Source organism: Nocardia sp. NPDC056000 (assembly GCF_042269265.1).
In the GTDB taxonomy this organism is placed as follows: Bacteria; Actinomycetota; Actinomycetes; order Mycobacteriales; family Mycobacteriaceae; genus Nocardia.
This window is the reverse complement of sequence record NZ_JBHJXS010000007.1, coordinates 208,173-228,073: the sequence shown is the minus strand read 5'-3', so window position 1 is coordinate 228,073 and position 19,901 is coordinate 208,173. Positions and strand designations below refer to the sequence as shown.

The 19,901-nt window shown below is 65.5% G+C and carries 16 protein-coding genes and 2 pseudogenes; 9 read left to right on the top strand and 9 right to left on the bottom strand.

What is annotated here, in order from left to right:
* Window positions 1-603: 603 nt before the first annotated feature.
* Together ACFC4D_RS21975 and tnpB are read left to right on the top strand one after the other, a co-directional pair.
* A pseudogene (locus ACFC4D_RS21975) lies at window positions 604-789 on the top strand (IS607 family transposase); the annotation flags it as partial.
* On the top strand, window positions 789-2,246 hold the full coding sequence (gene tnpB / locus ACFC4D_RS21970; protein WP_376065946.1) for an IS607 family element RNA-guided endonuclease TnpB: 1,458 nt from the start codon (window positions 789-791) through the stop codon (window positions 2,244-2,246). The pseudogene ACFC4D_RS21975 and the gene tnpB, both read left to right, overlap by 1 nt.
* A 66-nt stretch (window positions 2,247-2,312) precedes the next feature.
* On the opposite strand, the pseudogene ACFC4D_RS21965 reads toward tnpB, so the two are convergent.
* The 3 genes and pseudogenes from ACFC4D_RS21965 to ACFC4D_RS21955 form a co-directional block, all read right to left on the bottom strand.
* A pseudogene (locus ACFC4D_RS21965) lies at window positions 2,313-2,556 on the bottom strand (nucleoside deaminase); the annotation flags it as partial.
* A gap of 26 nt (window positions 2,557-2,582) precedes the next feature.
* A complete protein-coding gene (gene cynS, locus ACFC4D_RS21960) occupies window positions 2,583-3,053 on the bottom strand; it encodes a cyanase (RefSeq protein WP_376065945.1) in 471 nt (156 codons plus the stop codon).
* A 108-nt stretch (window positions 3,054-3,161) separates the two neighbouring features.
* Window positions 3,162-3,755, bottom strand: coding sequence for a carbonic anhydrase (locus ACFC4D_RS21955; protein ID WP_376065942.1), 594 nt, complete (start codon window positions 3,753-3,755; stop codon window positions 3,162-3,164).
* Between the two features lie 132 nt (window positions 3,756-3,887).
* Here ACFC4D_RS21955 and cynR point away from each other — a divergent pair, with 132 nt between their 5' ends.
* Together cynR and ACFC4D_RS21945 are read left to right on the top strand one after the other, a co-directional pair.
* A complete protein-coding gene (gene cynR, locus ACFC4D_RS21950; protein ID WP_376066510.1) occupies window positions 3,888-4,790 on the top strand; it encodes a transcriptional regulator CynR in 903 nt (300 codons plus the stop codon).
* 248 nt (window positions 4,791-5,038) lie between these two features.
* Window positions 5,039-5,359 carry a hypothetical protein gene (locus tag ACFC4D_RS21945; protein WP_376065940.1) on the top strand — a complete coding sequence of 107 codons (321 nt, stop codon included), beginning with the start codon at window positions 5,039-5,041 and terminating at the stop codon, window positions 5,357-5,359.
* Window positions 5,360-5,435: 76 nt separating this feature from the next.
* Here the strand turns inward: ACFC4D_RS21945 and ACFC4D_RS21940 are convergent, their stop codons facing one another.
* The gene (locus tag ACFC4D_RS21940; RefSeq protein WP_376065939.1) at window positions 5,436-5,873 is read right to left on the bottom strand and encodes a VOC family protein; all 438 of its coding nucleotides are present in this window, start codon (window positions 5,871-5,873) and stop codon (window positions 5,436-5,438) included.
* Window positions 5,874-5,980: 107 nt separating this feature from the next.
* Window positions 5,981-6,316, bottom strand: coding sequence for a hypothetical protein (locus tag ACFC4D_RS21935; RefSeq protein ID WP_376065936.1), 336 nt, complete (start codon window positions 6,314-6,316; stop codon window positions 5,981-5,983).
* Between the two features lie 120 nt (window positions 6,317-6,436).
* On the opposite strand from ACFC4D_RS21935, the gene ACFC4D_RS21930 reads away from it, so the two are divergent.
* On the top strand, window positions 6,437-7,996 hold the full coding sequence (locus ACFC4D_RS21930; protein WP_376065934.1) for an MFS transporter: 1,560 nt from the start codon (window positions 6,437-6,439) through the stop codon (window positions 7,994-7,996).
* Here ACFC4D_RS21930 and ACFC4D_RS21925 read toward each other — a convergent pair.
* Genes ACFC4D_RS21925 through ACFC4D_RS21915 form a run of 3 tightly spaced genes read right to left on the bottom strand, consistent with a single transcriptional unit; the run spans window position 7,993 to window position 13,676 of the window.
* Window positions 7,993-8,964, bottom strand: coding sequence for an alpha/beta hydrolase (locus tag ACFC4D_RS21925; protein ID WP_376065932.1), 972 nt, complete (start codon window positions 8,962-8,964; stop codon window positions 7,993-7,995). The two genes, ACFC4D_RS21930 and ACFC4D_RS21925, sit on opposite strands and share 4 nt — an antisense overlap.
* A 39-nt stretch (window positions 8,965-9,003) precedes the next feature.
* On the bottom strand, window positions 9,004-9,702 hold the full coding sequence (locus ACFC4D_RS21920; RefSeq protein WP_376065929.1) for a DUF6875 domain-containing protein: 699 nt from the start codon (window positions 9,700-9,702) through the stop codon (window positions 9,004-9,006).
* Window positions 9,699-13,676, bottom strand: coding sequence for an amino acid adenylation domain-containing protein (locus ACFC4D_RS21915; protein WP_376065926.1), 3,978 nt, complete (start codon window positions 13,674-13,676; stop codon window positions 9,699-9,701). The genes ACFC4D_RS21920 and ACFC4D_RS21915 overlap by 4 nt, the downstream gene beginning before the upstream one ends.
* A gap of 839 nt (window positions 13,677-14,515) precedes the next feature.
* Here ACFC4D_RS21915 and ACFC4D_RS21910 point away from each other — a divergent pair.
* Window positions 14,516-15,079, top strand: a complete 564-nt coding sequence (locus ACFC4D_RS21910; protein WP_376065924.1) for a TIGR03086 family metal-binding protein — start codon at window positions 14,516-14,518, stop codon at window positions 15,077-15,079.
* Window positions 15,080-15,197: 118 nt separating this feature from the next.
* Window positions 15,198-17,102, top strand: a complete 1,905-nt coding sequence (locus ACFC4D_RS21905; RefSeq protein WP_376065922.1) for an alkyl/aryl-sulfatase — start codon at window positions 15,198-15,200, stop codon at window positions 17,100-17,102.
* Window positions 17,103-17,387: 285 nt separating this feature from the next.
* Here the strand turns inward: ACFC4D_RS21905 and ACFC4D_RS21900 are convergent, their stop codons facing one another.
* A complete protein-coding gene (locus ACFC4D_RS21900) occupies window positions 17,388-17,972 on the bottom strand; it encodes a hypothetical protein (protein WP_376065920.1) in 585 nt (194 codons plus the stop codon).
* A gap of 373 nt (window positions 17,973-18,345) precedes the next feature.
* On the opposite strand from ACFC4D_RS21900, the gene ACFC4D_RS21895 reads away from it, so the two are divergent.
* The gene (locus tag ACFC4D_RS21895) at window positions 18,346-18,732 is read left to right on the top strand and encodes a hypothetical protein (protein WP_376065918.1); all 387 of its coding nucleotides are present in this window, start codon (window positions 18,346-18,348) and stop codon (window positions 18,730-18,732) included.
* Between the two features lie 218 nt (window positions 18,733-18,950).
* Window positions 18,951-19,841, top strand: coding sequence for a hypothetical protein (locus ACFC4D_RS21890; RefSeq protein WP_376065915.1), 891 nt, complete (start codon window positions 18,951-18,953; stop codon window positions 19,839-19,841).
* Window positions 19,842-19,901 lie beyond the last annotated feature (60 nt).

The following is a 19,901-nucleotide window of genomic DNA, read 5'->3' as shown; positions in this document are numbered from 1 at the left end:
ATCACGTTTCGTGAGGAAGGCCGGGCACGGCCGTCACCAAAGGGGGCGCGAGCGCGCGCGAACCCGAAAGATCATGCGGGAGTGGCAGATACGCGCCGACTGACGTGGCGCGAGACTCATATCAGCAGGGCTGGAGTTGTGGACCCATGGCTGCCTCCGAAATACGTTGCCTCCATTCCGAACGCCGTCCACCTGGCGCCGGAACGCGACACACACCGAACCCTACCTACATGATCATCGGGCGCGGTACCCGTATCAGGAGATCGCGGCTCTCATCGACGAATGACTCGAATCATTGTGCGACACAACCTAGTGCGTCGTGGAGTAGGCGGACTCGGGACCTGGCGGGATGAGCGATTCTGCCGTCAGGGTGACGAATAGCTCAGCATTATGTGAGCAAACGTGGTCGAATGGCTGTTTTACTGTGTGTGTGAAGCTGGCCGTATGGTCTCGTGGAAACGGTGTTCACCCGCACACCGCGTATCGGTGGTTCCGGGACAAGATGCCCGTGCGCGCCCTGTGGCTGGAATCGGGGACGATCTGGGTCGACGCCTCGACGGGGAAATCCACTGGTCGGGCCGTGCTCTATGCCCGCGTTTCCTCGCCCTCGGCGCGTCCGGCCGCGGGATCGTGGTCGCCGATCCGGGCGAGAGGACCGATGATCTGGTGCGCGAGATGATCGAGGTTCTGACCTGGATGTGTGCCGGTCTTTATGGCCGCCGTGGTGCGCGTAATCGAGCGCTGCGAGCGATCACCGCCACCAGAGCCGAACCGGCACAGGTGATCTGATGACCAGGTTCGAGATCCCTGCCGGTTGGGTGGTGCAGGGGTATCGGTTCGCCCTGGACCCGACCCCAGCCCAGGAACGCTCGTTCCGCTCTCATGCCGGCGGTGCCCGCAAAGCCCACAACGTCATGCTGGGTGCGGTGAAAGCGGTCATGGACCAGCGCACTGCCGAACGCTCCTACGGCATCGCCGATCCCGGGCTGACGCCGCCGATGAACTGGACGTTGGCCGGGTTGCGCAAGGACTGGAACCAGCGCAAGGACGTGGTCGCGCCGTGGTGGGCCGAGAACTCGAAAGAGGCATACAACTCCGGCCTCGACTCCCTCGCTCGCGCACTCGACGCGTGGAACAGATCCCGCAGGGGTGAGTGGGCCGGCAAGCCGGTCGGGTTCCCCAGGTTCAAGACCGCTCGGTCCCGGCGTTCGGTGCGGTTCACCACCGGCGTCATCAGGGTCGAGGCCGACCGTCACCATGTGGTGTTGCCGCGGATCGGGCGGATCAAAACCCATGAGTCGACGCGAAAGCTGCACCGCCGCATCGACTCCGGTAGCGCGCGGATTCTCTCGGCCACCCTCGCCCAGGACGCGGCCGGGCGGTGGCATGTGGGGTTCCAGACGCTCGTCGCCCGAGCGGTCGAGGTTCCCGCTCATGTCGGTGCGCGAGCTCCGGTGGTGGGTGTCGACGTCGGAGTGAAGGCCGATTCACTGCTGGTCATCGCCACGCCCGATGGCCGCGAAATCGACCGCGTTCGGGCTCCGAAATCCCTGACCAGCGCCCAGAAACGACTACGCGCGCTCCAGCGCCGCGCAGCGCGGCAGCTCGGCCCCTACGATCGGGTCACACAGTCCAGGCGGCAGGGGTCCAATCGCTGGCGCAGCACCCAAGGCCGGGTCGGTCGCACTCACGCGCATGCGGCGGCCGTGCGGCGCGATGCGCTCCACAAGGCCACCACCGAGCTCGCTCAGCGACATCAGGTGATCGTGGTGGAGACCTTGAACGTCTCCGGGATGCGCGCGGGGGGTGGTGCCCGTAAGCGGGGGCTGAATCGGTCGATCGCTGATGCCGCGCTCGCCGAGATCCGACGCATGCTGACCTATAAAACTCGTTGGTACGGTTCGGTTCTGGTGGAGGCCGACCGTTTCTTTCCGTCGTCGAAAACCTGTTCCGGCTGTGGCAGGGGAAAGCCAAACCTGACACTCGCGGACCGGACGTATGTATGTGAGCACTGCGGTGTGGTGATCGACCGTGATCTCAATGCCGCGATCAACCTCGCCCGCCTCGGCGGGACCGGTACCGGGAGTGGCCCGGCCGCCAGTCACAGGACTGGAAACGGACGTGGAGCCAGGCAGGAGTCCGCGACCACGACAGTGGTCAACGCAGCAGGCGAGGAAGCGTCAACCCGGCACAACCAGATGGTTGATCGGACCGGGACCGCCGTACCGCAAGGTACGGCTGCCTGATGGATTCGAGCAATGCTCACAATTGCTCACCAGAAGGCAACGGAGCAGTAGTACAGCGAGTCAGCTCAGGCACATCGGACAAGGATGGGCCAGAACGTAAATGGTGGTGCCGCTCAGGTGCTCGGTGCCCAGCCGCAGGCAGGCTGATGGCGAGGATTTCCGCATGCGCGGTCGGGTCATTGGTCTGGGCGACCAGGTTCGGGCTCTCGGCGAGGATTTCGCCGTCCTTGACGATGACGGTCGCGAATGGCCGCCCACCCGCCTCGACATTGCGGCGGGCCAGATCGATGGTGTGCTGTGCGAAGTCCATGGACGTTCTCCCGGGAGTCGAAGGTGTCAGAACGGTTTGGTGGGAAGGTATTTGCCGTCCAGGGTGATCACCGCGCGCTCGCCGCCGTCGGGGTCGGCGACCTTGCGCACGTCGAGTTTGAAGTTGATCGCGGAGATGATGCCGTCGCCGAACTGTTCGTGGACAAGGGCTTTGAGGGTGGTGCCGTAGACCTGGAGCATCTCGTAGAAGCGGTAGATGGTCGGGTCGGTGGGCACGCGATCGGGGATCGAGCCGCGGGTCGGGATCGTCTGCAGCAGTCGCGCCGCGTCCGCGTCCAGGCCGAGCAGTTCGGTCACCGCCGTGGCCGCGTCAGCCGGTAGCGGATGCTGGCCCAGGACCGCGGCGGTCACGAAGGCGACCGAAAGCCCTGCGGCGTCTGCGATTTGCTGCCACGACAGATCCTTGACCATCTTGGCTTCGACCGCGGCGTTGGCCAGCAGTTGACGAGCGGTGGGATCGAACTGGGAGTGGATCATTGTCTTTACGTCCTTTTCGTGGAGTGGCCGCTTCCGCGGGTGCGGAAGCGGTCGGTGATGACGGTGCGCCGGGGTATTGGCCCCGAAAGGTGCGCCAGCAGTAAGCGTTCAGGCCGCGGTAGTGGACCCCGCGTCGGTGGTGGACACGATCTCGATGTCGCCGGTGCCGATGTCGTAGACCCAGCCGCGCAGGGCGAGCGGGCGCTCGGCCAGAGCGCGTGCGACCGCGGGATGGGTGGCCAGGTTGGTCAGTTGCGCGCGTACGTTCTCGCGCACCAGTGCCGGCACATCGCCGCTGGTGGCGGTGCGGGCGACCGAGGCATCGGCATGCCGCAGCCAGGCCGCGACGGCGGGTGCGCTGCTCAGATCGTCGCCGTGTGCCAGTGCGGTCATCGCCCCGCACGCGGAGTGGCCGCACACGATGATCTCCGACACCCCGAGCGCGGAGACCGCGTATTCGATGCTCGCGGTGACCGCGTCGGCGGCGGAAGCGTAGGCCGGCACCAGGTTTCCGGCGCTACGGATCACGAACAGCTCACCCGGCTGCGCGCTGGTGATCAATTCCGGGACGACACGGGCATCGGAGCAGGTGATGAACAGGGTGTGTGGGGTGTGGTGGGTGGCCAGGTGGGCGAACAGGTCCGCCTTGGCCGGGAATACATCGCGTTGGAAACGGGCGACGCCCTCGGCGAGATCCTGCATGGGTCACTCCCTTCGGTGCTCGCCGACCCGACCGGGCCGGCACGATCTACTCTTCCGACCTTTGTCTATAGAGTCCAAGACTTGATATCGATCTCCACTATTGATGGTGTCTATAGTGGTGGTGTGGCGACCGTGGAACTGCGACACCTGCGCTATCTGCTCGCTGTCGCCGAACACCGCAACTTCACCCGCGCCGCGGACGAATTGCACATCTCCCAGCCGACCCTGTCGCAGCAGATCAAGCAGCTCGAACGCGCGGTGGGCGCACAGCTGTTGGACCGCACCGGGCGCACGGTGCGACTCACCGACACCGGTGCCGCCTATGCCGCGCACGCGCGTCGCGCGCTCGGTGAGCTGAGTGCCGCGCAGCGTGCGGTACACGATGTCAGCGACCTGTCCCAGGGGCACGTGCGCCTGGGGGTCACGCCCACATTCACCGCTTACCTGATCGGCTCTCTCGCCGCCGAACTGCACACCCGCCACCCGAACATCAGCTTGCGCGTGATCGAGGATTCGCAGGACCGCATCGAGGCGGCCTTGCTCGCCGATGATCTCGACCTGGGTATCGCCTTCGCCGGACCCCACCTGCCCGGCATTTCCGCCACCGCGCTGTTCACCGAAACCCTCAGTCTCGTAGTCGGTTCCCGTCCCGATCGCCCCGTAACGGAGGCTCTTCCGGTGCAGGCCCTCGGCGCCGAGCACCTGGCATTGCTCAGCGGTGACTTCGCAACCCGCGGGCATATCGACGCCTACTTCGCGGTGCATGACGTCGCGGCGCGAATCATGGTCGAGGCCAACACTATTCAGGCGCTCACCGAAATCGTGCAACGCACCGCGCTGGCCACGGTCCTACCTGATGCGATCACCCACGACCACCCCCACCTGACCCCCATCGCCCTGGATCCGCCCCTGCCTGCCCGCACCGTCGTGCTGCTGCACCGCGACGGCGCCTACCTTGGCGCCGCCACCCGCGCCTTCACCCGACTCACCCACGACCTCGTACACGTGCGTGGCTTCGCACCGCCCGCGCTGTGACCCTCGGTCGGTGACCGGCAGCGAGAGCTCGAAACACACTGCCGCGCTGCAGATTTGCCTCAGCAGGGTAGGGGAGGGGACTAGCCTCGGGTACTCGTGGCGGCGGGCTTGCGAAACCTCGTGCCGGGAACCAGCGCACCGGGCGTGAGACATATTGCAGTGGAGAGTTTTTCGCGTGCGTGTGTACCTTCTCCCGGAACAAGGAGGGGGAATCGATGAGAGTCGTTCGTGTAGCAGTAACTGGGGCAATGTCGTTGGCTGTCGCCGCCGTGATCGGGGTGTCCGCCGCGCCCGCTCGTGCCGACGGTGCACCGGGGGCGTGTCTGCTCGTACAGAATCACTCCGGTTACGACACCAGTATCAGGCTGAACTATCCCTACGGCTATTCGGGCACATGGGACTTCAGCCCGGGTGAAATCGCGTTTCTCGCCGATGGAGACCGCATCACCTCCTCGACCGGCAGCTTCAATGTCCAAATGGCCGATGGCATCTCGGACGCGTGGGCATGGGATCCGATGGCGGGCAACGACGGCGGGTGCAATGGATCGTGGGTGCTGACGTTGAACTGACCGCACATGTTGTTGTAGACGTGCCCAGCAATGGCCGGGTTCGGGCGAACACGTTGATCGACCGGGGTGGCTGCGGTCAGCTCTTGTTCAGTTCCTCGGCGAGCATCACGATGATGTCGCTGGGACCGCGGACGTAGGTGAGCCTGTAGATGTCGTGATAGGTTGCCACGCCACGAAGTGGACGGCAGCCGTGTCTCGCGGCTATCTCGAGGGCTTTGTCGAGGTCGTCGACAGAGAACGCGACACGGTGCATGCCGATCTCGTTGGGAAGAGTGGGCGCGGTCTCGATTGCCTCGGGATGGATGTACTCGAACAGTTCGAGGCAGCCATGACCGTCCGGCGTACGGAGCATCGCAATGTGAGCGTGGTTGCCATCGAGGCCGACGGCGGTGTCGGTCCACTCACCGCTGACCGTGTCACGGCCGACGACCGTGAGACCGAGGTCGGTGAAGAACGCGATCGCCGCGTCGAGATCGCGAACGGCGATGCCGACGTTCTCGAGTCTGATGGCCATGCGCTACATGCTACCGAGCTGGGACGAATGGCTCTGGTGGCGTGCTGCGCGCGTCCGGGCCGCACCCGCAACCACCACCGGGGACCTCACCCGGGTCGGGCCACTCTCTAACGCGGCACCAAGCAGAAGGTCTTACCGCCGACCTCGAAGTAATAGGAGAATGTGCCGCCAGTGGCGATGCCGCCCATGGCCGGGCAGTCGCGACCTCTGCTTCCGGACAGGATCAACGTAACCTTCGATCCTGCGGCGGAATCCGTGCAATCCACCCGCGTCGGGTGCATGGGTATCTGGTTGCGGCCGGGTATTTCCCTGAAGCAGTCGCCGATCCGGGTCGTATCAAGGGCGGGCTCCTTGTCGGCGGAGTTGCTCGCACAACCTGCCACGACCAGGAGCGCGAGGGCCAATGCCCGTTGTGAACGCTGAAACACTGCCTTGCGATACATCGCGACATCCCTGAACTTCGGTGACGTTCTCGCATCCCAGTCAACCGCCAAAGGCATAGACCCGCAGTCGTTTTGACGTAGATCCGCCGTCAGCCCTGGTTCGGCGGAACGATGAGAGCCGTGCGCACCGGCACCACGGGCGAAGATCAGTACGGCGGGGTACCGGAGGGCGCAGACCGACCCGGATATGCTCGCCCTATCGACTCATTGCAGAGTTTCGAGAAGTCCGGCGCGGACGCGCGGGTCGTCGTCGATTCCGGGCGCGATCCGGCCGCCTCGCGGGCATTCGCGGGTGGGCGGACCGGGGCGTGGCTGTCCTTCGCGGGCTGTTTGATCGCGGTCTTCATGCAGATGATCGACGGGACGATCGTCACCACGGCGCTGCCCAGTATCACCGTGGATCTGGCGGTGTCGCGTCAGGCGCAGTTGCTGGTGGTGTCGGGGTATGCGCTGGCCTTCGCGTGCACGTTGCTGACGGCGGCGCGCGTCGGCGAGTTGGTGGGGCGGCGGACCATATTCGTGGCGTCGGTGCTGGTATTCACCGCGGCTTCGGTGTGGTGCGGAATATCGAGCAGTGCAACAGAACTCGTAGTGGCACGGGTTGTGCAGGGCGGTGCGGCCGCGGGTATGACCGCGCAGACCATCGCCATTGTCGCGGCCACCTTTCCTCGGGACAGGCATCAGCAGGTGTTCGCCCTGTACGGTGCGGTGGCCGGATTCGCCGGAATGGTGGGACCTATCCTCGGTGGCGCGCTGGTTACAGCCGATCTCTTCGGGCTCGGTTGGCATTCGGTGTTTCTGATCAATTTGCCGCTGGGGTTGGTCGCCTGGGTGTTGGCGCTGCGGTATCTGCATCTCGGTCGACCGGACAATCGCGAGCGGCTCGATCCCGCCGGAGCGGCGTTGTCCACCGTCGGTCTCTTCGCACTCCTGTACGCGCTCACCGATGTTCAGCAGCACGGCTGGCGGCTGCATTCGTCGGCGATGATCGCCGGTGCGATCGCGTGCGGGGCGGTATTCGTCGTCCAACAGCGACGCGAGGCGCGGCGTGGCCGCTGCCCGATGGTGCGGTTCGATCTGTTCGCCGACCGCCGATTCGCCATCGGATGCGCGCTGGTGACCGCGTTCTTCGGCATGTTCACCGCCTTCGTCTTCGCGGTGTCGATCACCCTGCAGGACGAACTCGGCTTCTCCGCCTGGCGCACCGGTCTGGTGATGACCCCCTTCGCGGTGGGTGCCTGCGCGGGCGCGCTCGGTTCGCCGTTTCTGGTGCGGCGCTGGGGAGTTCGCACGTTGGCGGTGGCGATCACCGGTTTCGGTATATGGGTCGCGATCGGGGCGATTTATCTGCGGGTGAGCGCGGGTGTTGTCTCGGTGCCACTGGTGATCGGCCCGGTTCTGCTGGCGGGTCTGTGTGTCGGAATATTCTGTGTGCCACTGCAACCGATCATGCTTTCGGGTCTGGCGCAGCGGCAGCTGGACGCGGCCTCGGGTATGGTGCCGACCATCGAGCAGCTCGGCAACGCGTTGGGGCTGGCACTGCTGAGCGCGGTGTTCTTCCGTGCGCACACCGTGGCCGGAAGCGTCACCATGTTCACCGCGATCGCGGTGGTGGGCGTGGCTATCGGGGTGCTCACGCTCGCATTGCCCGAACCCGCGACTGGCGAGGACGCGGGCTAGACCCCGAGCGCGGCGGCGAACATCGGCCAGGAGTCGTGTACGTCGTCCTGCCAGTACGGCCAGGCGTGCGTACCGGCCCGGTAGACGACCTGAGCCGGAATACCTTGTGCGGCAAGTCGATCGGTCAGTGTGGCGGTACATCCGCGCACAACCGATTCCATATTGCCGCCCACCAGCATACGATCGGCCAGTCGTGCCGCGTCACCGCCGATCGATGGATCGGCAAGCGTGTCGTGCACACCGGCCGTGCCGTCTCCGGCCGAAATGTACAGTGCCACACCGCGCAAGCGGTCCGCGTTCACGATCGGATCGTGTGCGGCCCAGGCCGGATTGCCCGGTGCGCCCCACATATTGGACGCGCTCGCACCGTACGGCTGCAACTGGGAGTACACGTACGCGGTCGAGACGGGATCGCTGGTGCGCGGGCAGCCGCTGTAGGAACCCACGGCCTGATACTTGCCTGGAGCCTCGATGGCCAGGTTCAGCGCCGAGGTCGCCGACATCGATGTTCCGGCAACGGCATTGCGGCCGGTCATGCCGAAGTGGTTCTCCAGCAACGGAGGCAGCTCATCGATCAGGAACGTGGACCACCGGTTGCGCCCGAGCGCCGGATCGTCGGCCACCCAGTCGGTGTAGTAGGAGGCGCGCCCGCCGATCGGCTGAATCACATTGACCGGTTTATCGGCGAAGAATTGAGCGATATCGGTGCGGTTGGTCCACGGCCCGCCATTCTCGCCGCCGTCGACCGCGTTGAGCAGATAGAGCGCGGGCGCGGGACCATCGGGGTGCGACACCCATACCGGTATCGCCCTGTTCATGGCGGCAGAGAAGACGGTGACTTCGAATTGCCGGCCACCGAGCGGGCGTACCTCCAGAATCGAGGAGCCCGGATCGGCGTGCCCCGGTATCGGCAATAGGGCAGCGAATGCGGCGATGAGCACGAGGGAACAGCGCAGGATTCGGTGCATGAGTCCAGTATCAACCGGCCAGGGCTGGAATAGGGGGTATCAGCGCGCGTGTTCGTCGACGGAATGTATTCGCAGAGCGGTTATTTCATTCGCGTTCGGACCGCAGACCAGCATTCGCTCGGCAATCGACCATCGCAGCGCCCTGGGCAGATTCGGTGCCAACTGGGTGAAGTACGCGTACAGCCATTCGGTGCGCGAGACCAGGAAGGGATAGTCGGTGCTCATCATCGGACGCAGCACCAGCATCGGCACCGGCGCGTCGAGCGGATGGAAGTGGCGGTTCCATAGCCCGGGCACCGTACAGCCGGGATAGAACTGTCCCAGCATCAGCCCATCGGCCACGGCCTCGGATTTGCGCGCCAGGTGCACCGCGTCGATCAGGTCGTAGCGGGTGAGCCCGGGAAACGTAGTGACCAGCGTTAACCGTCGTGCCTGCGCGGGGTTCTCCCGCAGCAGCCCGTGATACACCTCGAACGCGTCGTCGATCGCCAGGTATAGCCGGTCCCGCGTCAGCGCATCACCACCGTCCACCGATCCCGCCCAGATGAGTTGATGTGCGGCGCTGGAGCGCACGAACGGGCATACCGGCCCGGTGCGCCCCAGCTCCGGATGTGGGCGCGGCAGGTGTTCGGTCATCCATCGCAGCAGTGCGGCGGCCTCGGGCCCTTGCCGTTCCCATTGTCCGGTGTCCGCGTACACATTCCACCAGCGCACGCCCGAGCGGGACCCGGTCCTCATCGGTCATCACCGGCGTCCAAGTGCGCGGCGAGCAATGGGCCGAGGATCGCGACCACGTCGGCATTGCAGAACTGGGCGTGGGTGGTCGCGATCGGATGCTCGATGAGCGTGCCGTCGATATGGGGTTGCCACATCTGCGCGTCGAGAGATTCGGTCGCGCCGCGAGTGGCTGAGAAGTAGAGCAGATCACCGCTGAACACGCCGGGGCGGGCACCGTGGGAGAGGCGAACCCCGTCGGCATAGCCGCGGTGCAGCCGGATCAGTTGTTCGGCTGTCAGCCCGGTGCCGAATGAGGCCGGGGCAGAGGCCAATTCGGCTGCGGCCTGCTCGGCGGTGAGGTCCGGGAGGTCATCGCCGTTGTCGGGTTCGTCCCCGAGCAGATGGGTCAGCAGATCACGCATGCGTGGGAGTGGGGGAGCGGGCATATCGTCGGGGAAGACGATGCTGTCGAGCATGGCCAGTGTGGCGACCTTCGCGCCGCGTTCGGCCAGCCGAATGGCGATGGCATGCGCGATCTGCCCGCCCAGCGACCAACCCAGCAGATGGTAGGGGCCGGTGGGCCGCACCCGCAGGATCTCCTGCACATAGCCGTCCGCGAGGTCGTCGATAGTGGCCCCCGCGCGGGGTTCACCGTCGAGGGTCAAGGCTTGCAGGCCGTACACGGGGCGGTCGTCGAGCTGCTGTGCCAATGCGGCGTAGCACCAGGCCAGCGGGACCGCCGAATGCACACAGAACAGTGGCGGGCGAGATCCGTTGCGGCGCAATGTCAGAACTATGCCGAGCGCGTCGTCGGTGGCGGTTCCGCCGTCGTGCCCGGCCAGCCGTGCGGCCAGCTCCCGGACGGTCGGAGCCGTGTAGAGCCAGCGCACCGTTATCGGAAGTCCGGTGGCCGCGGCCAGCTCGGCCGACAGCGCGACACCCGTCAGGGAATTGCCGCCGATCTCGAAGAAGTCGTCGTCGAGGCCGACCCGGGCGGTCTCGGTGATCTGCGCGAAATGGTCGGCGACGAGGTGTTGCAGATCCGACTCCGGCGCGCGGTAGGGCTGGCGCACGACCAACGGCAGCGGAAGTGCCGAGCGGTCGATCTTGCCGTGCGCGGTGACCGGAAGCCGATCCATCTCGACGAGCTGTGCCGGCATGAGCGCGGCGGGCAGCAGCTCGCGCAGGCGCGCTGTCATATCGGCGTGGTCGAGTCGATGCGGTTGCGCGGCAACGATATATCCGATCAGGCGGATGCCGCCAGGTCCCTCGTGAGGGGTAACGACGGCGTGTGCGACCTCCGGCAGCGTCGTCAGCGCGGCTTCGATTTCGGCCGGTTCGGCGCGACGCCCGCGAACGCTGAGCTGGTCGTCGGCCCGTCCGAGGAAATCCAGGGTGCCATCGAGCGCCGCATGGACGAGATCGCCGGTGCGGTAGACGCGTTCGCCGGTCCCGGACGGGTCAGCGACGAAGCGTTCGGCCGTGGCGACCGGCCGCCCGAGGTAGCCCCGCGCCACACCTGGGCCACCCAGGTACAACTCGCCCGCGCCGCACGGGGGCACTGGACGCAGTCGATGGTCCAGGATCAAGGCCCGCGACCCGGGCAGCGTCGCACCGATGGTTACCGGACCCGCCGGTGTCAGAGCCGCCGATTGTGTTGCCATCACCGTGGATTCGGTCGGACCATAGCCGTTGAACAGTCGCAGTGCCGGGCCCCAACGCCGGACCAGATCCACCGGACACGATTCGCCGCCCACGACCGCGACCCGCAGCGACGGCACCTGCTCGGGAGTGAGCGTGGCCAGTACCGCGGGGGTGGTGAGGAAGTGCGTGATAGCCGCCTCGTTCAACAGCCGGGCCAAGGCGGGGCCCGCCATGACCGACGGTGGTTCGACGATCAGGGTGGCTCCGGCGGCGAACGCCGCCAGCAGTTCCAGCAGGTGCGCGTCGAAGGAGGGGGCATGGGCGTGCAGAACGCGCGAATCTCGCTCTACCCCATAGTGTTCGACAATATGGTCGGTCAGCGGTCCGAGTCCGCGATGGGTCACGACCACCCCCTTCGGGGTGCCGGTGGTCCCCGAGGTGAAGATGAGATATGCCGGATGGTCCGGCAGCAGCGGGTGCGTCCGCTCGGTGTCCTGAATCGCAGTGCCCGTCCGCCGCCGCGCCTGCGCGCAAACGTGCGGATCGTCCATCACCAGCCACTGCGGTCCGGCGGGCAAGCGGTCCAGGACCGCTGCGACGGTAAGCCCAAGGCGCGCACCGGAATCCGCAGCGACAACGCCGAGTCGATGCGCTGGGTCGGCGGGATCGACCGGGACGAAGGTGGCTCCGGTCTTTGCCACCGCCCACACCGCCAGCACCGATTCCGCCGAACGTGGAATCGCGACCAGAATCGCGGTGCCCGGCCCCGCTCCGGTATCGATCAGCTCGCGCGCCCACCGCGAGGACATCTGGTCCAGTTCGCGATAGGACCAGGAGCGCGAACCATCTTGTAGCGCAACGTCTTCAGCTAATGGACCCGGTTCGGGATCTGGGCCGACGAGCATGCCGCGGAGCAGATCCGGGAGCAGTCGATCGGTACCCTCGGCCGCCGGGAACGCTCGCCGCTCGCCCGGCGCGACGTTCCGGATCGGGCGGTCGGGGTCGGTGAGGAAGCGATCGAAATAGGCCAGAAATCCTCGATGCAGCGCCTGCGCCGAGTCCGCGGAGTACAGCTCCGAATTGGCCTGCATGCCAATGGTGATCGCGTCATCGTCGGGCCCCAGCTGATAGCCGTTGACCAGCAGGTCCTCCACCGGCCCCAAGGCCAGCAGCTGCACCTGCGCGGTGAGCGGTCCCATGTTCAGCGGTGCGACTGCCCCGAGCATGTTCACCACGGGACCGAAACCGCCTCGCACGGTGTGGCTTTCACCTCGATCGTGCTGAATATCCTCATACCGGTACCGCTGGTGCCGCAAAGCCCCGACCACGCGGGCGCGCACCTGCTCGACCACACCGGCAGCGGTCCCGTCACGAAACTCGCGCAGCCACAGCGGAACGACGTTCGACACCGACCCGGCCGATCGGCGCAGCGCCGCCGTCGGGCGCGCCGCCACCGGCAGTGACAGCACGATGTCCTCGGCACCGGTCAGGGCAGCCAGATAGGAGGCGAATGCCGCGATGGTCAGTTCCGGCAGCGTGTATCCGCGCTGACGCCACACTGCCACCCGCTGCGCTGTATGCGACGGTACGGAGGCGCTGACCCGATGTGGTGTGCGCGGCCGGACCGCTGGACGTCCCGCCAGCCGTACCGGTTCGGGCATACCCGCCAACTGCTCGCGCCAGTACTGGCCATCGGCCCGCGCTCGGGCCGACTCGCAGTAGGCGCGCTCGTCGTGCAGGAGTTCGGCGATTGTCATCGGACAACCGGGCAGTGTACGGGCGGGTCCGTCTGCCTCGGCCAAACCTGTTGTGGTGGCGTACAACTCGACGGTGCGCCGTAGCATCACCGCGGCACCGATTCCGTCCAGCACGATATGGTGGCTGCGCAGATACAGCAGGTGATACTCGGGTGCTACTCGGAATACCGTGGCCACGGTCGGTGGATCGGCGATCAGGTCCAGCGGCGAACCGTGATCGCGTTCCATCCGCAGCATCGCGACGGCAACCGCATCGGCCTCGGGCAGCGCGCTGAAGTCCTCGAACCCCATCGGCCCGAACGCGTCCGGGTCCAGATACTGGGTGGGATAGCCGCCCTCGATCCGGAAGCGAAGCAGCGGCGACTGCACCTCGGCCGCAGCCAGCCCGGCTTGCTCTCTGAGCACATCCACCTGCAGCGGCCCGCGCAGCGCCAGATACAGGGCGACGGTATTGGGCACCTCGGGATACAACTGTTGCGCCACCCACCAGCGCAGTTGCGCCGCGGACAGTGGCAGCCCGGTGTCGGGGGCAGCCTCGGCGATTATGGTCCGCGCCGCGGACCCCGATATCGAGTCTTCATCGGTCCGCGTCAACGTGCCTCCTCACGCCCCGAGCGCCTTCGGTCGAACCGTCCAGTCGGAACCTACTGCACACACCCCCTCGAGCCGTGGAGGAACCGCTGTGCCGCGACCGTTGATCCGCGGATGTCGTAGCCGACGGGGTGTGGCCGCGGTCGTGACGGCGATGTGCGCGAAACGGTGCGGGTTTCCATCGCAGAGAGGCCGAGGTGCACCTGGCGGGAGAGGTGGACGGCTGGGGTGCATTCGTGGTCTCGCCATCTGGCGGTTGACCTCTATCAAAGTCCGATCTGTTTGTGCGGCTTTGCTTTTCATCGGGGCGATGTGTTCAGGCATCGCGAATTCGGGTGGACCCGCGGCTGTCGTGGGGCGGGAAGCTCGGTGCCAGTTGCCCGAATGCTGGCAAAAAATTCATTGCCGGTGGGTGATTGGGGCGTTCGAGGCCGGGTATGTGCGTGATGTCGATGCCGTCGGGACAGAGACCGAGGGTGACGATGTGGTGTGTTGCCCGCCCATCCTGCCTGGACGCACCCGTTCCCGGGGCGGGCAATGCCACATTCTCGCCTCGTGTGAGCAGGTTTTCGCTGTGTTCCGAGCGAAAGGCTGTACGCCGCACGAGTTGCAGTCCCGACCGCGGATTCACCACCGAACCCGGATCCCCAGCGAAGAACGCCCGCAACTACTCGGCAGCCTCACCGCGTCCACACCGCTTGGCTGACCGCACAGGGAGGGACGCCAGCAAGAACCTCAATACCTACCGGGCGACCGTAGCTGATCGAATCGGCTGTGTGGTGCGATGAATTTCCGTGGCGCACTCCGTCGATACGGGTAACACGCATACCCGGAGGAACATCATGAGGATCGATCACCTGTCTCGCGCTCTCGACCAGTTGGGTGCGCTCATCGCGGATGTGCGGCCGGAGCAGGCGGGCCTGCCGACACCGTGTGCGGCATGGACCGTTCGTGATCTGGTCAATCATGTGGTCGATGAGACCTATCGGTTCGCCGAGTCGGTGGAGACCGGGCGGCGCGGGTCCAGTGACGGCGATTACGTAGGGGCGGAGTGGGATTCGGCGTTCGCCATGGCCGCGGCGCGGTTGCGGGCGGCGTGGCGGGCGCCGAACGCCATGGAGCGGACGCATACCTTTCCCGGCGGTGCGGTGCCGGCCGCATGGGCGATCGGGCAGCAGACCACGGAATTCGCGATCCACGCCTGGGATATCGCCAAGGCCACCGGGCAATCCCTCGAGTTGGATCCCGAGCTCGGTGAGCTCGCGCTGGGGTGGGCTCGGGAGAATCTGGTCCCGCAGGTCCGGGGCGCCGAAGCCGACGGATTCCATATTGCGCCCGTGGTCACGACCTCGGACGACGCACGACTGTATGACCGCCTCGCCGCCTTCGGTGGACGGCAACCCTGACGGTGCGATCCGGATTGCGGCGCGCTTCGGCCAATTCACCCACTTCGGGTGAGGCACGCAGTCCACGAACGGGCTGAGCATGAAGGTTCGATCCGTGTTTTCCGACAGGAGCGTGCCCATGTGCCAGAAGCCGAAGCCTGCCAGTCCCGCGACCGCGGAGGCCAACCGGGCTGCTACCGAGCTCTACGACATGGCCAACCGGCAGGACTTCACCGATGCCCAGCGGGGTTTGATCGCGTCGTTGCCGGGACCTGTCTATTCCGACAGCGATCCGTCGAAGATCAGTTTCGACCCGGCAGAGTTCGATTATCTGCGGGGTGACCCGCCGGTCCCGGACACGGTGAACCCGAGTCTGTGGCGGCAATCGCAGCTCGTCACAGTCGGCGGCCTGTTCGAGGTCACCAAGGGCGTGTACCAGGCACGCAATAACGACATCGCGAACCTCACGGTCGTGGAGGGCGAGGACGGGATCATCGTCATCGACTGTATGGCCGGTGTGGAAAGTGCGCGCCAGGGCATGAGCCTGATCCGCGAGCATGTCACCGACAAACCGGTGAAAGCGGTGATCTACACCCATACCCACGTCGATCACTACGGCGGAGTCAAGGGTGTGGTCTCTGCCGAGGACGTGGCCTCGGGCAAGGTGCCGATCATCGCGCCGGGCCTGCAGTTCAACAAGTACGCCATCGGCGAGAACATCATCGCCGGTAATGCCATGTCGCGGCGCAGTTTCTACGCTTTCGGCGGACTCCTTCCCCCGGGCCCGGAAGGGTTCGTCTCCTGCGGCATCGGCGCGGTCACCGCCCGCGATGTCACTATCTCCTACATTCCGCCGACGGATCTGATCACCGAGACCGGTGCGCGACGGGAGATCGCGGGGATCGAGTTCGAATTTCTCTACGCTCCCGATACCGAGGCGCCCGAGGAAATGCATATCTGGATCCCGCAGTTGAAGGCGTTGACGTGCGCGGAGAACGCCAACCATTCCCTGCACAACATCCAGACGTTGCGTGGCGCGCGCACCCGCGATGCCCGCAACTTCGCCCGGTACCTCGACGAAACCCTGCAACGGTGGGGTGACGAGGCCGAGGTGCACTACGGCCCGCACACCTGGCCGGTGTGGGGCAACGAGAATGTCACCGCATTGCTCGAATCCCAGCGTGACACTTACAAATACATCCACGACCAGGCGTTGCGGCTCGCGAACAAGGGCTACACCCCGCTCGAAGCGGCCGAGGTGATCGAGCTGCCCGAGGAATTGGGCCGCAACTGGGCCAATCGCGGCTATCACGGCACCCTGCACCACGACGTGCGCGCGGTGTACACCAAGGAACTGGGCATGTGGGACGGCGACCCGGTTTCACTGCATCCGCACCCGCCGGTCGAGTCGTCGAAGCGATTCGTCGAATTCGCCGGTGCGGACAAGATTCTCGCCGAAGGCCAACGCGCCATCGACGCCGCCGACTACCGATGGGCCGCACAGATCCTGCACCCGCTGGTCTTCGCCCAACCCGACAACCAGCGCGCCAAAGACCTGCAGGCCGATGCCTACGAGCAGATGGGCTACCAAGCCGAAGGACCGCAATGGCGCGGCGTATTCCTTTCCGCCGCACTGGAACTGCGCGAAGGCACCCAGCCGCCGCCCTACGCCACCGCCAGCCGGGACTCCATCCTGGCCATGCCGATCGACATCCTGTTCGACTTTGTCGCCGTGCACATCATCGGCGACAAGGCCGCCACCGCGGACCTGCGCATCGACCTGCACTTCACCGACGCGGGCGAACAATGGACGATGTGGATCCGGCGTGGCGTTCTCAACGCCCGCCCCGGTACTTCCGCAGACGCCCAACTGACCATCACCGGACCGAAAGAACTGATGGTCCCCACACTGCTCGAACCTTCTGCGGCCGCCGGATTGGCAAAGGACGGGAAAATCACCCTCGACGGCGACACCGCCGCGCTGGACACCTACAGCTCCCTGCTCGACGAATTCGATCCCGCGTTCGCCATCGTCACCCCATGAGAACAGGTCGGCTCGGGCAGTCTGGATTCACGCCCGAGCCGACCCACAACACTATTCGCTCTGCCGCATACTGCGCTGACTCAACCGGCCGGAGTGCGCTGTTGGCGGCGAGATCGACCGTGGCGCAGAGGCATCCGCTCATGCCGACGACTGGGAGAATTGCGCGGCCGGGCGTCATTCCATCAGACTTCGGATTTGTGTCTACTCGAGGGCGTCGTTCACCGGCCCTGGTCGCTGCCCCAAATGGGCCGCATGTATATGCCGGGCAGAGCGCCGCTCGTCGACTTACGTACCGGAGAACCAGGTCGCGACCACGTTGCCCTTGTACGGCACCCACTGGACTCGAGTCGGAGCTTCGGGGCCGAATGACGAAGGCACGAGGAAGGGCGTGCACCCTTCCAGGCTCTGTCCCTGGCTCAATGCCCGGAACTCGTCCTGGCCCACCCCCGCGCATAGCTTTTCCACGCCGGATTTCTCGGCGAACCCGGTCAGCCCCGAAAACGGCGCCGGGCTAATAGTCATTTGCCCAACGCTTTTGCGGCCCGTGTTGACGACGAAGTAGGTGCCGACGTCAGCACCGGCCGAAGTACGGGTCAGGCGGTAGCGAACGTAGTAGGGAGTGCCATCGATCGCCGGGGATTTCGCGAGCGGGTCGGCGAGCGGGTTGGTGAAAGCACCGGTGAGCCCTTCGAGATCCGACGCTGAGCCCCGATCGATGCGCAGCACAGCGATCCCCACCGTCCCATTGATCCGTGACACCGTCACCGATTCCCCGAACCGCAACTGCTGCGTAGCATCCTCACTGCACCCCGACAACACGAACGCACACACCGCGACGACAATCGCAGCGCCGCAACGCAACCCACTCATGCCGCGCCATTCTGCCAGCCTCTCAACGATTTCCGACACCGCGCAGCCGACCGAGAACAGCCGCCACCCACTATTGCGACACCCACTACCTGACAGACACGCCGAACCCCTGACCCCCTCGACACCAAGATCCACGATGTCAATGTGGTCGGGCAGTTGATCTGGGGCTGGTTAGAGGCCGACCGGCAGCAACTCGACGCGGGTCGAATGGACGCGACGATCGCTCTGAAATGTCGCTAACCGCAGGGTTCGACTCAGCCAGCGCGGGCCTGCAGAAGATCCAGGGATAGAAGGCCGTTCAGTCACGGGCGACGCACCATAGTGGCGATGAGCGCGAAGTCCGGGTCGGTAGGGCGGCCAGGTTGTCCAGGACGTGATCCACAGCGACGATTGGATGGTGATCGGTTTGGATTGCTGCTCCTCATCACCGGAAGTGCCCTCTGTGACAGTTGGTATCGCTATCGTTCAGTTGAACGACGGGTTCTTCTCGCATGGGGAGCTGAATCGGTGGCGCCTCATTCTTCGGGGAACGTACGACGTACAGCTTGGATGGATGGATGATCCCGGTGATCCGGAGATTGGTTCGACGCTTCGATTGATCATCGACGACACTGTCAGCTGCCTGTGGGACGTGTGGGCGGGTCATGTCGTAGGCCTGCACTGGGAGCTCGACGTCAGTGTCCGCGCGGCGGTCGAACACCTGAACCTCAGCCTGCCGTCACACGTGCACCTCACCAACGAATTTGCCCAGAGAGTATGACCGCCTGGGCCCGCACCGCCTCCCGGGCGTTCCACAGTGGTCAACTCGACCTAGCTGATGATCAACGGCCCTAAGGTATATCGGGCCATCGCCGTGTCCGCTCAGCCGTATGTAGCGTCGGCCGAACCAGCGATGGTCCGTATGGGGGTCCGAGACCATTGCCGCCGTGGTGGGCCGCACGCCTGAACGGCCTGTTTGCGCTGGTAGAGTCCATTTCCATGGCGCTTCGGGATCTTATTGCCAGAGCTGTGGCGATCGGAGCGACACCGGGAGTTCCGGCGTCGGAGGCCGAACTCGCCGCCGCCGAGCAACGATTGGGGGTGAGGTTCGATGGCCAATACCGCGAGCTCATGGCAATGTGCAGCGGTATCGAGGGGCTCGGGTCGTGGCTTCTTTACCCGGTGTCGGAGTTGGGGGGCTCGCAGCGATGGGGGGCGAGCGCGGAATTTCTGGTCGGCGAATACTTCCATCCCGCCGATAAACCCTTTCTCAACGGTGACCGTGTCGGGGGCGAGTCCGTCCCTGGAAGGTTCCACCCCGCGCCTGCGGGGCGGACACACACATTGATCGGCGAGAATATCGACCTCGCGGGCTCATTGGTCACAAACTTCCCGGTAGCGGACGTTGCGAGTGACAGCGACGTGGCGTATTGCCGTTGGGAGCCCGAGGTTTTCGGCAATCTCCTCGACACACTGCACACAGTAATCGGAGAGGCCGAGAGCCGGGACGACGACAGCGACGATCTTCCTCCCGAGCAGTGGGATCGCGCGGGTTCGTCGGAGGCATTGATCGAGCTGCAGCGTGGAATATCCCTGGCTCTGCCGGCCGTCATCCGGCACCGTTTGTCCGCTCGCTGTCGGGGTGAATTCGACGACTCACCCGCCGATGAGGCGGTCGATCGGCTCCGAAAACTGATGTGGCTGGGCGGCATCGTCCCGGAGTTCAGCTACACCGCGATCACATTCGACCTGTGGGGGCCAGGCCGGCCTCGTCTCCGGGCCATGGCTAGCTTTCCGGAAGCATCGGGCCTGGCAGACCGGGAAGCGATCGTCGGCGTGACAAAGGAAGACACTCTGTGGCGGGTCGATTCCTTCTCATGGGCTGAGTGACTCTTACGGACAACCACCCGAGCCGTCTCGCCCAGCTCGCCGCCGAACGTACGGAAATGC

What these genes read in the sequence shown, in the direction of transcription:
- ACFC4D_RS21920 (WP_376065929.1), bottom strand. Translation starts at nt 9,702, where the DNA reads ATGAGGACCGGGTCCCGCTCGGGCGTGCGCTGGTGGAATGTGTACGCG.
- ACFC4D_RS21955 (WP_376065942.1), bottom strand. Translation starts at nt 3,755, where the DNA reads ATGCAGGATCTCGCCGAGGGCGTCGCCCGTTTCCAACGCGATGTATTC.
- ACFC4D_RS21940 (WP_376065939.1), bottom strand. Translation starts at nt 5,873, where the DNA reads ATGGCCATCAGACTCGAGAACGTCGGCATCGCCGTTCGCGATCTCGAC.
- ACFC4D_RS21935 (WP_376065936.1), bottom strand. Translation starts at nt 6,316, where the DNA reads ATGTATCGCAAGGCAGTGTTTCAGCGTTCACAACGGGCATTGGCCCTC.
- ACFC4D_RS21905 (WP_376065922.1), top strand. Translation starts at nt 15,198, where the DNA reads ATGTGCCAGAAGCCGAAGCCTGCCAGTCCCGCGACCGCGGAGGCCAAC.
- ACFC4D_RS21925 (WP_376065932.1), bottom strand. Translation starts at nt 8,964, where the DNA reads ATGCACCGAATCCTGCGCTGTTCCCTCGTGCTCATCGCCGCATTCGCT.
- ACFC4D_RS21910 (WP_376065924.1), top strand. Translation starts at nt 14,516, where the DNA reads ATGAGGATCGATCACCTGTCTCGCGCTCTCGACCAGTTGGGTGCGCTC.
- ACFC4D_RS21900 (WP_376065920.1), bottom strand. Translation starts at nt 17,972, where the DNA reads ATGAGTGGGTTGCGTTGCGGCGCTGCGATTGTCGTCGCGGTGTGTGCG.
- ACFC4D_RS21945 (WP_376065940.1), top strand. Translation starts at nt 5,039, where the DNA reads ATGTCGTTGGCTGTCGCCGCCGTGATCGGGGTGTCCGCCGCGCCCGCT.
- cynS (WP_376065945.1), bottom strand. Translation starts at nt 3,053, where the DNA reads ATGATCCACTCCCAGTTCGATCCCACCGCTCGTCAACTGCTGGCCAAC.
- tnpB (WP_376065946.1), top strand. Translation starts at nt 789, where the DNA reads ATGACCAGGTTCGAGATCCCTGCCGGTTGGGTGGTGCAGGGGTATCGG.
- ACFC4D_RS21890 (WP_376065915.1), top strand. Translation starts at nt 18,951, where the DNA reads ATGGCGCTTCGGGATCTTATTGCCAGAGCTGTGGCGATCGGAGCGACA.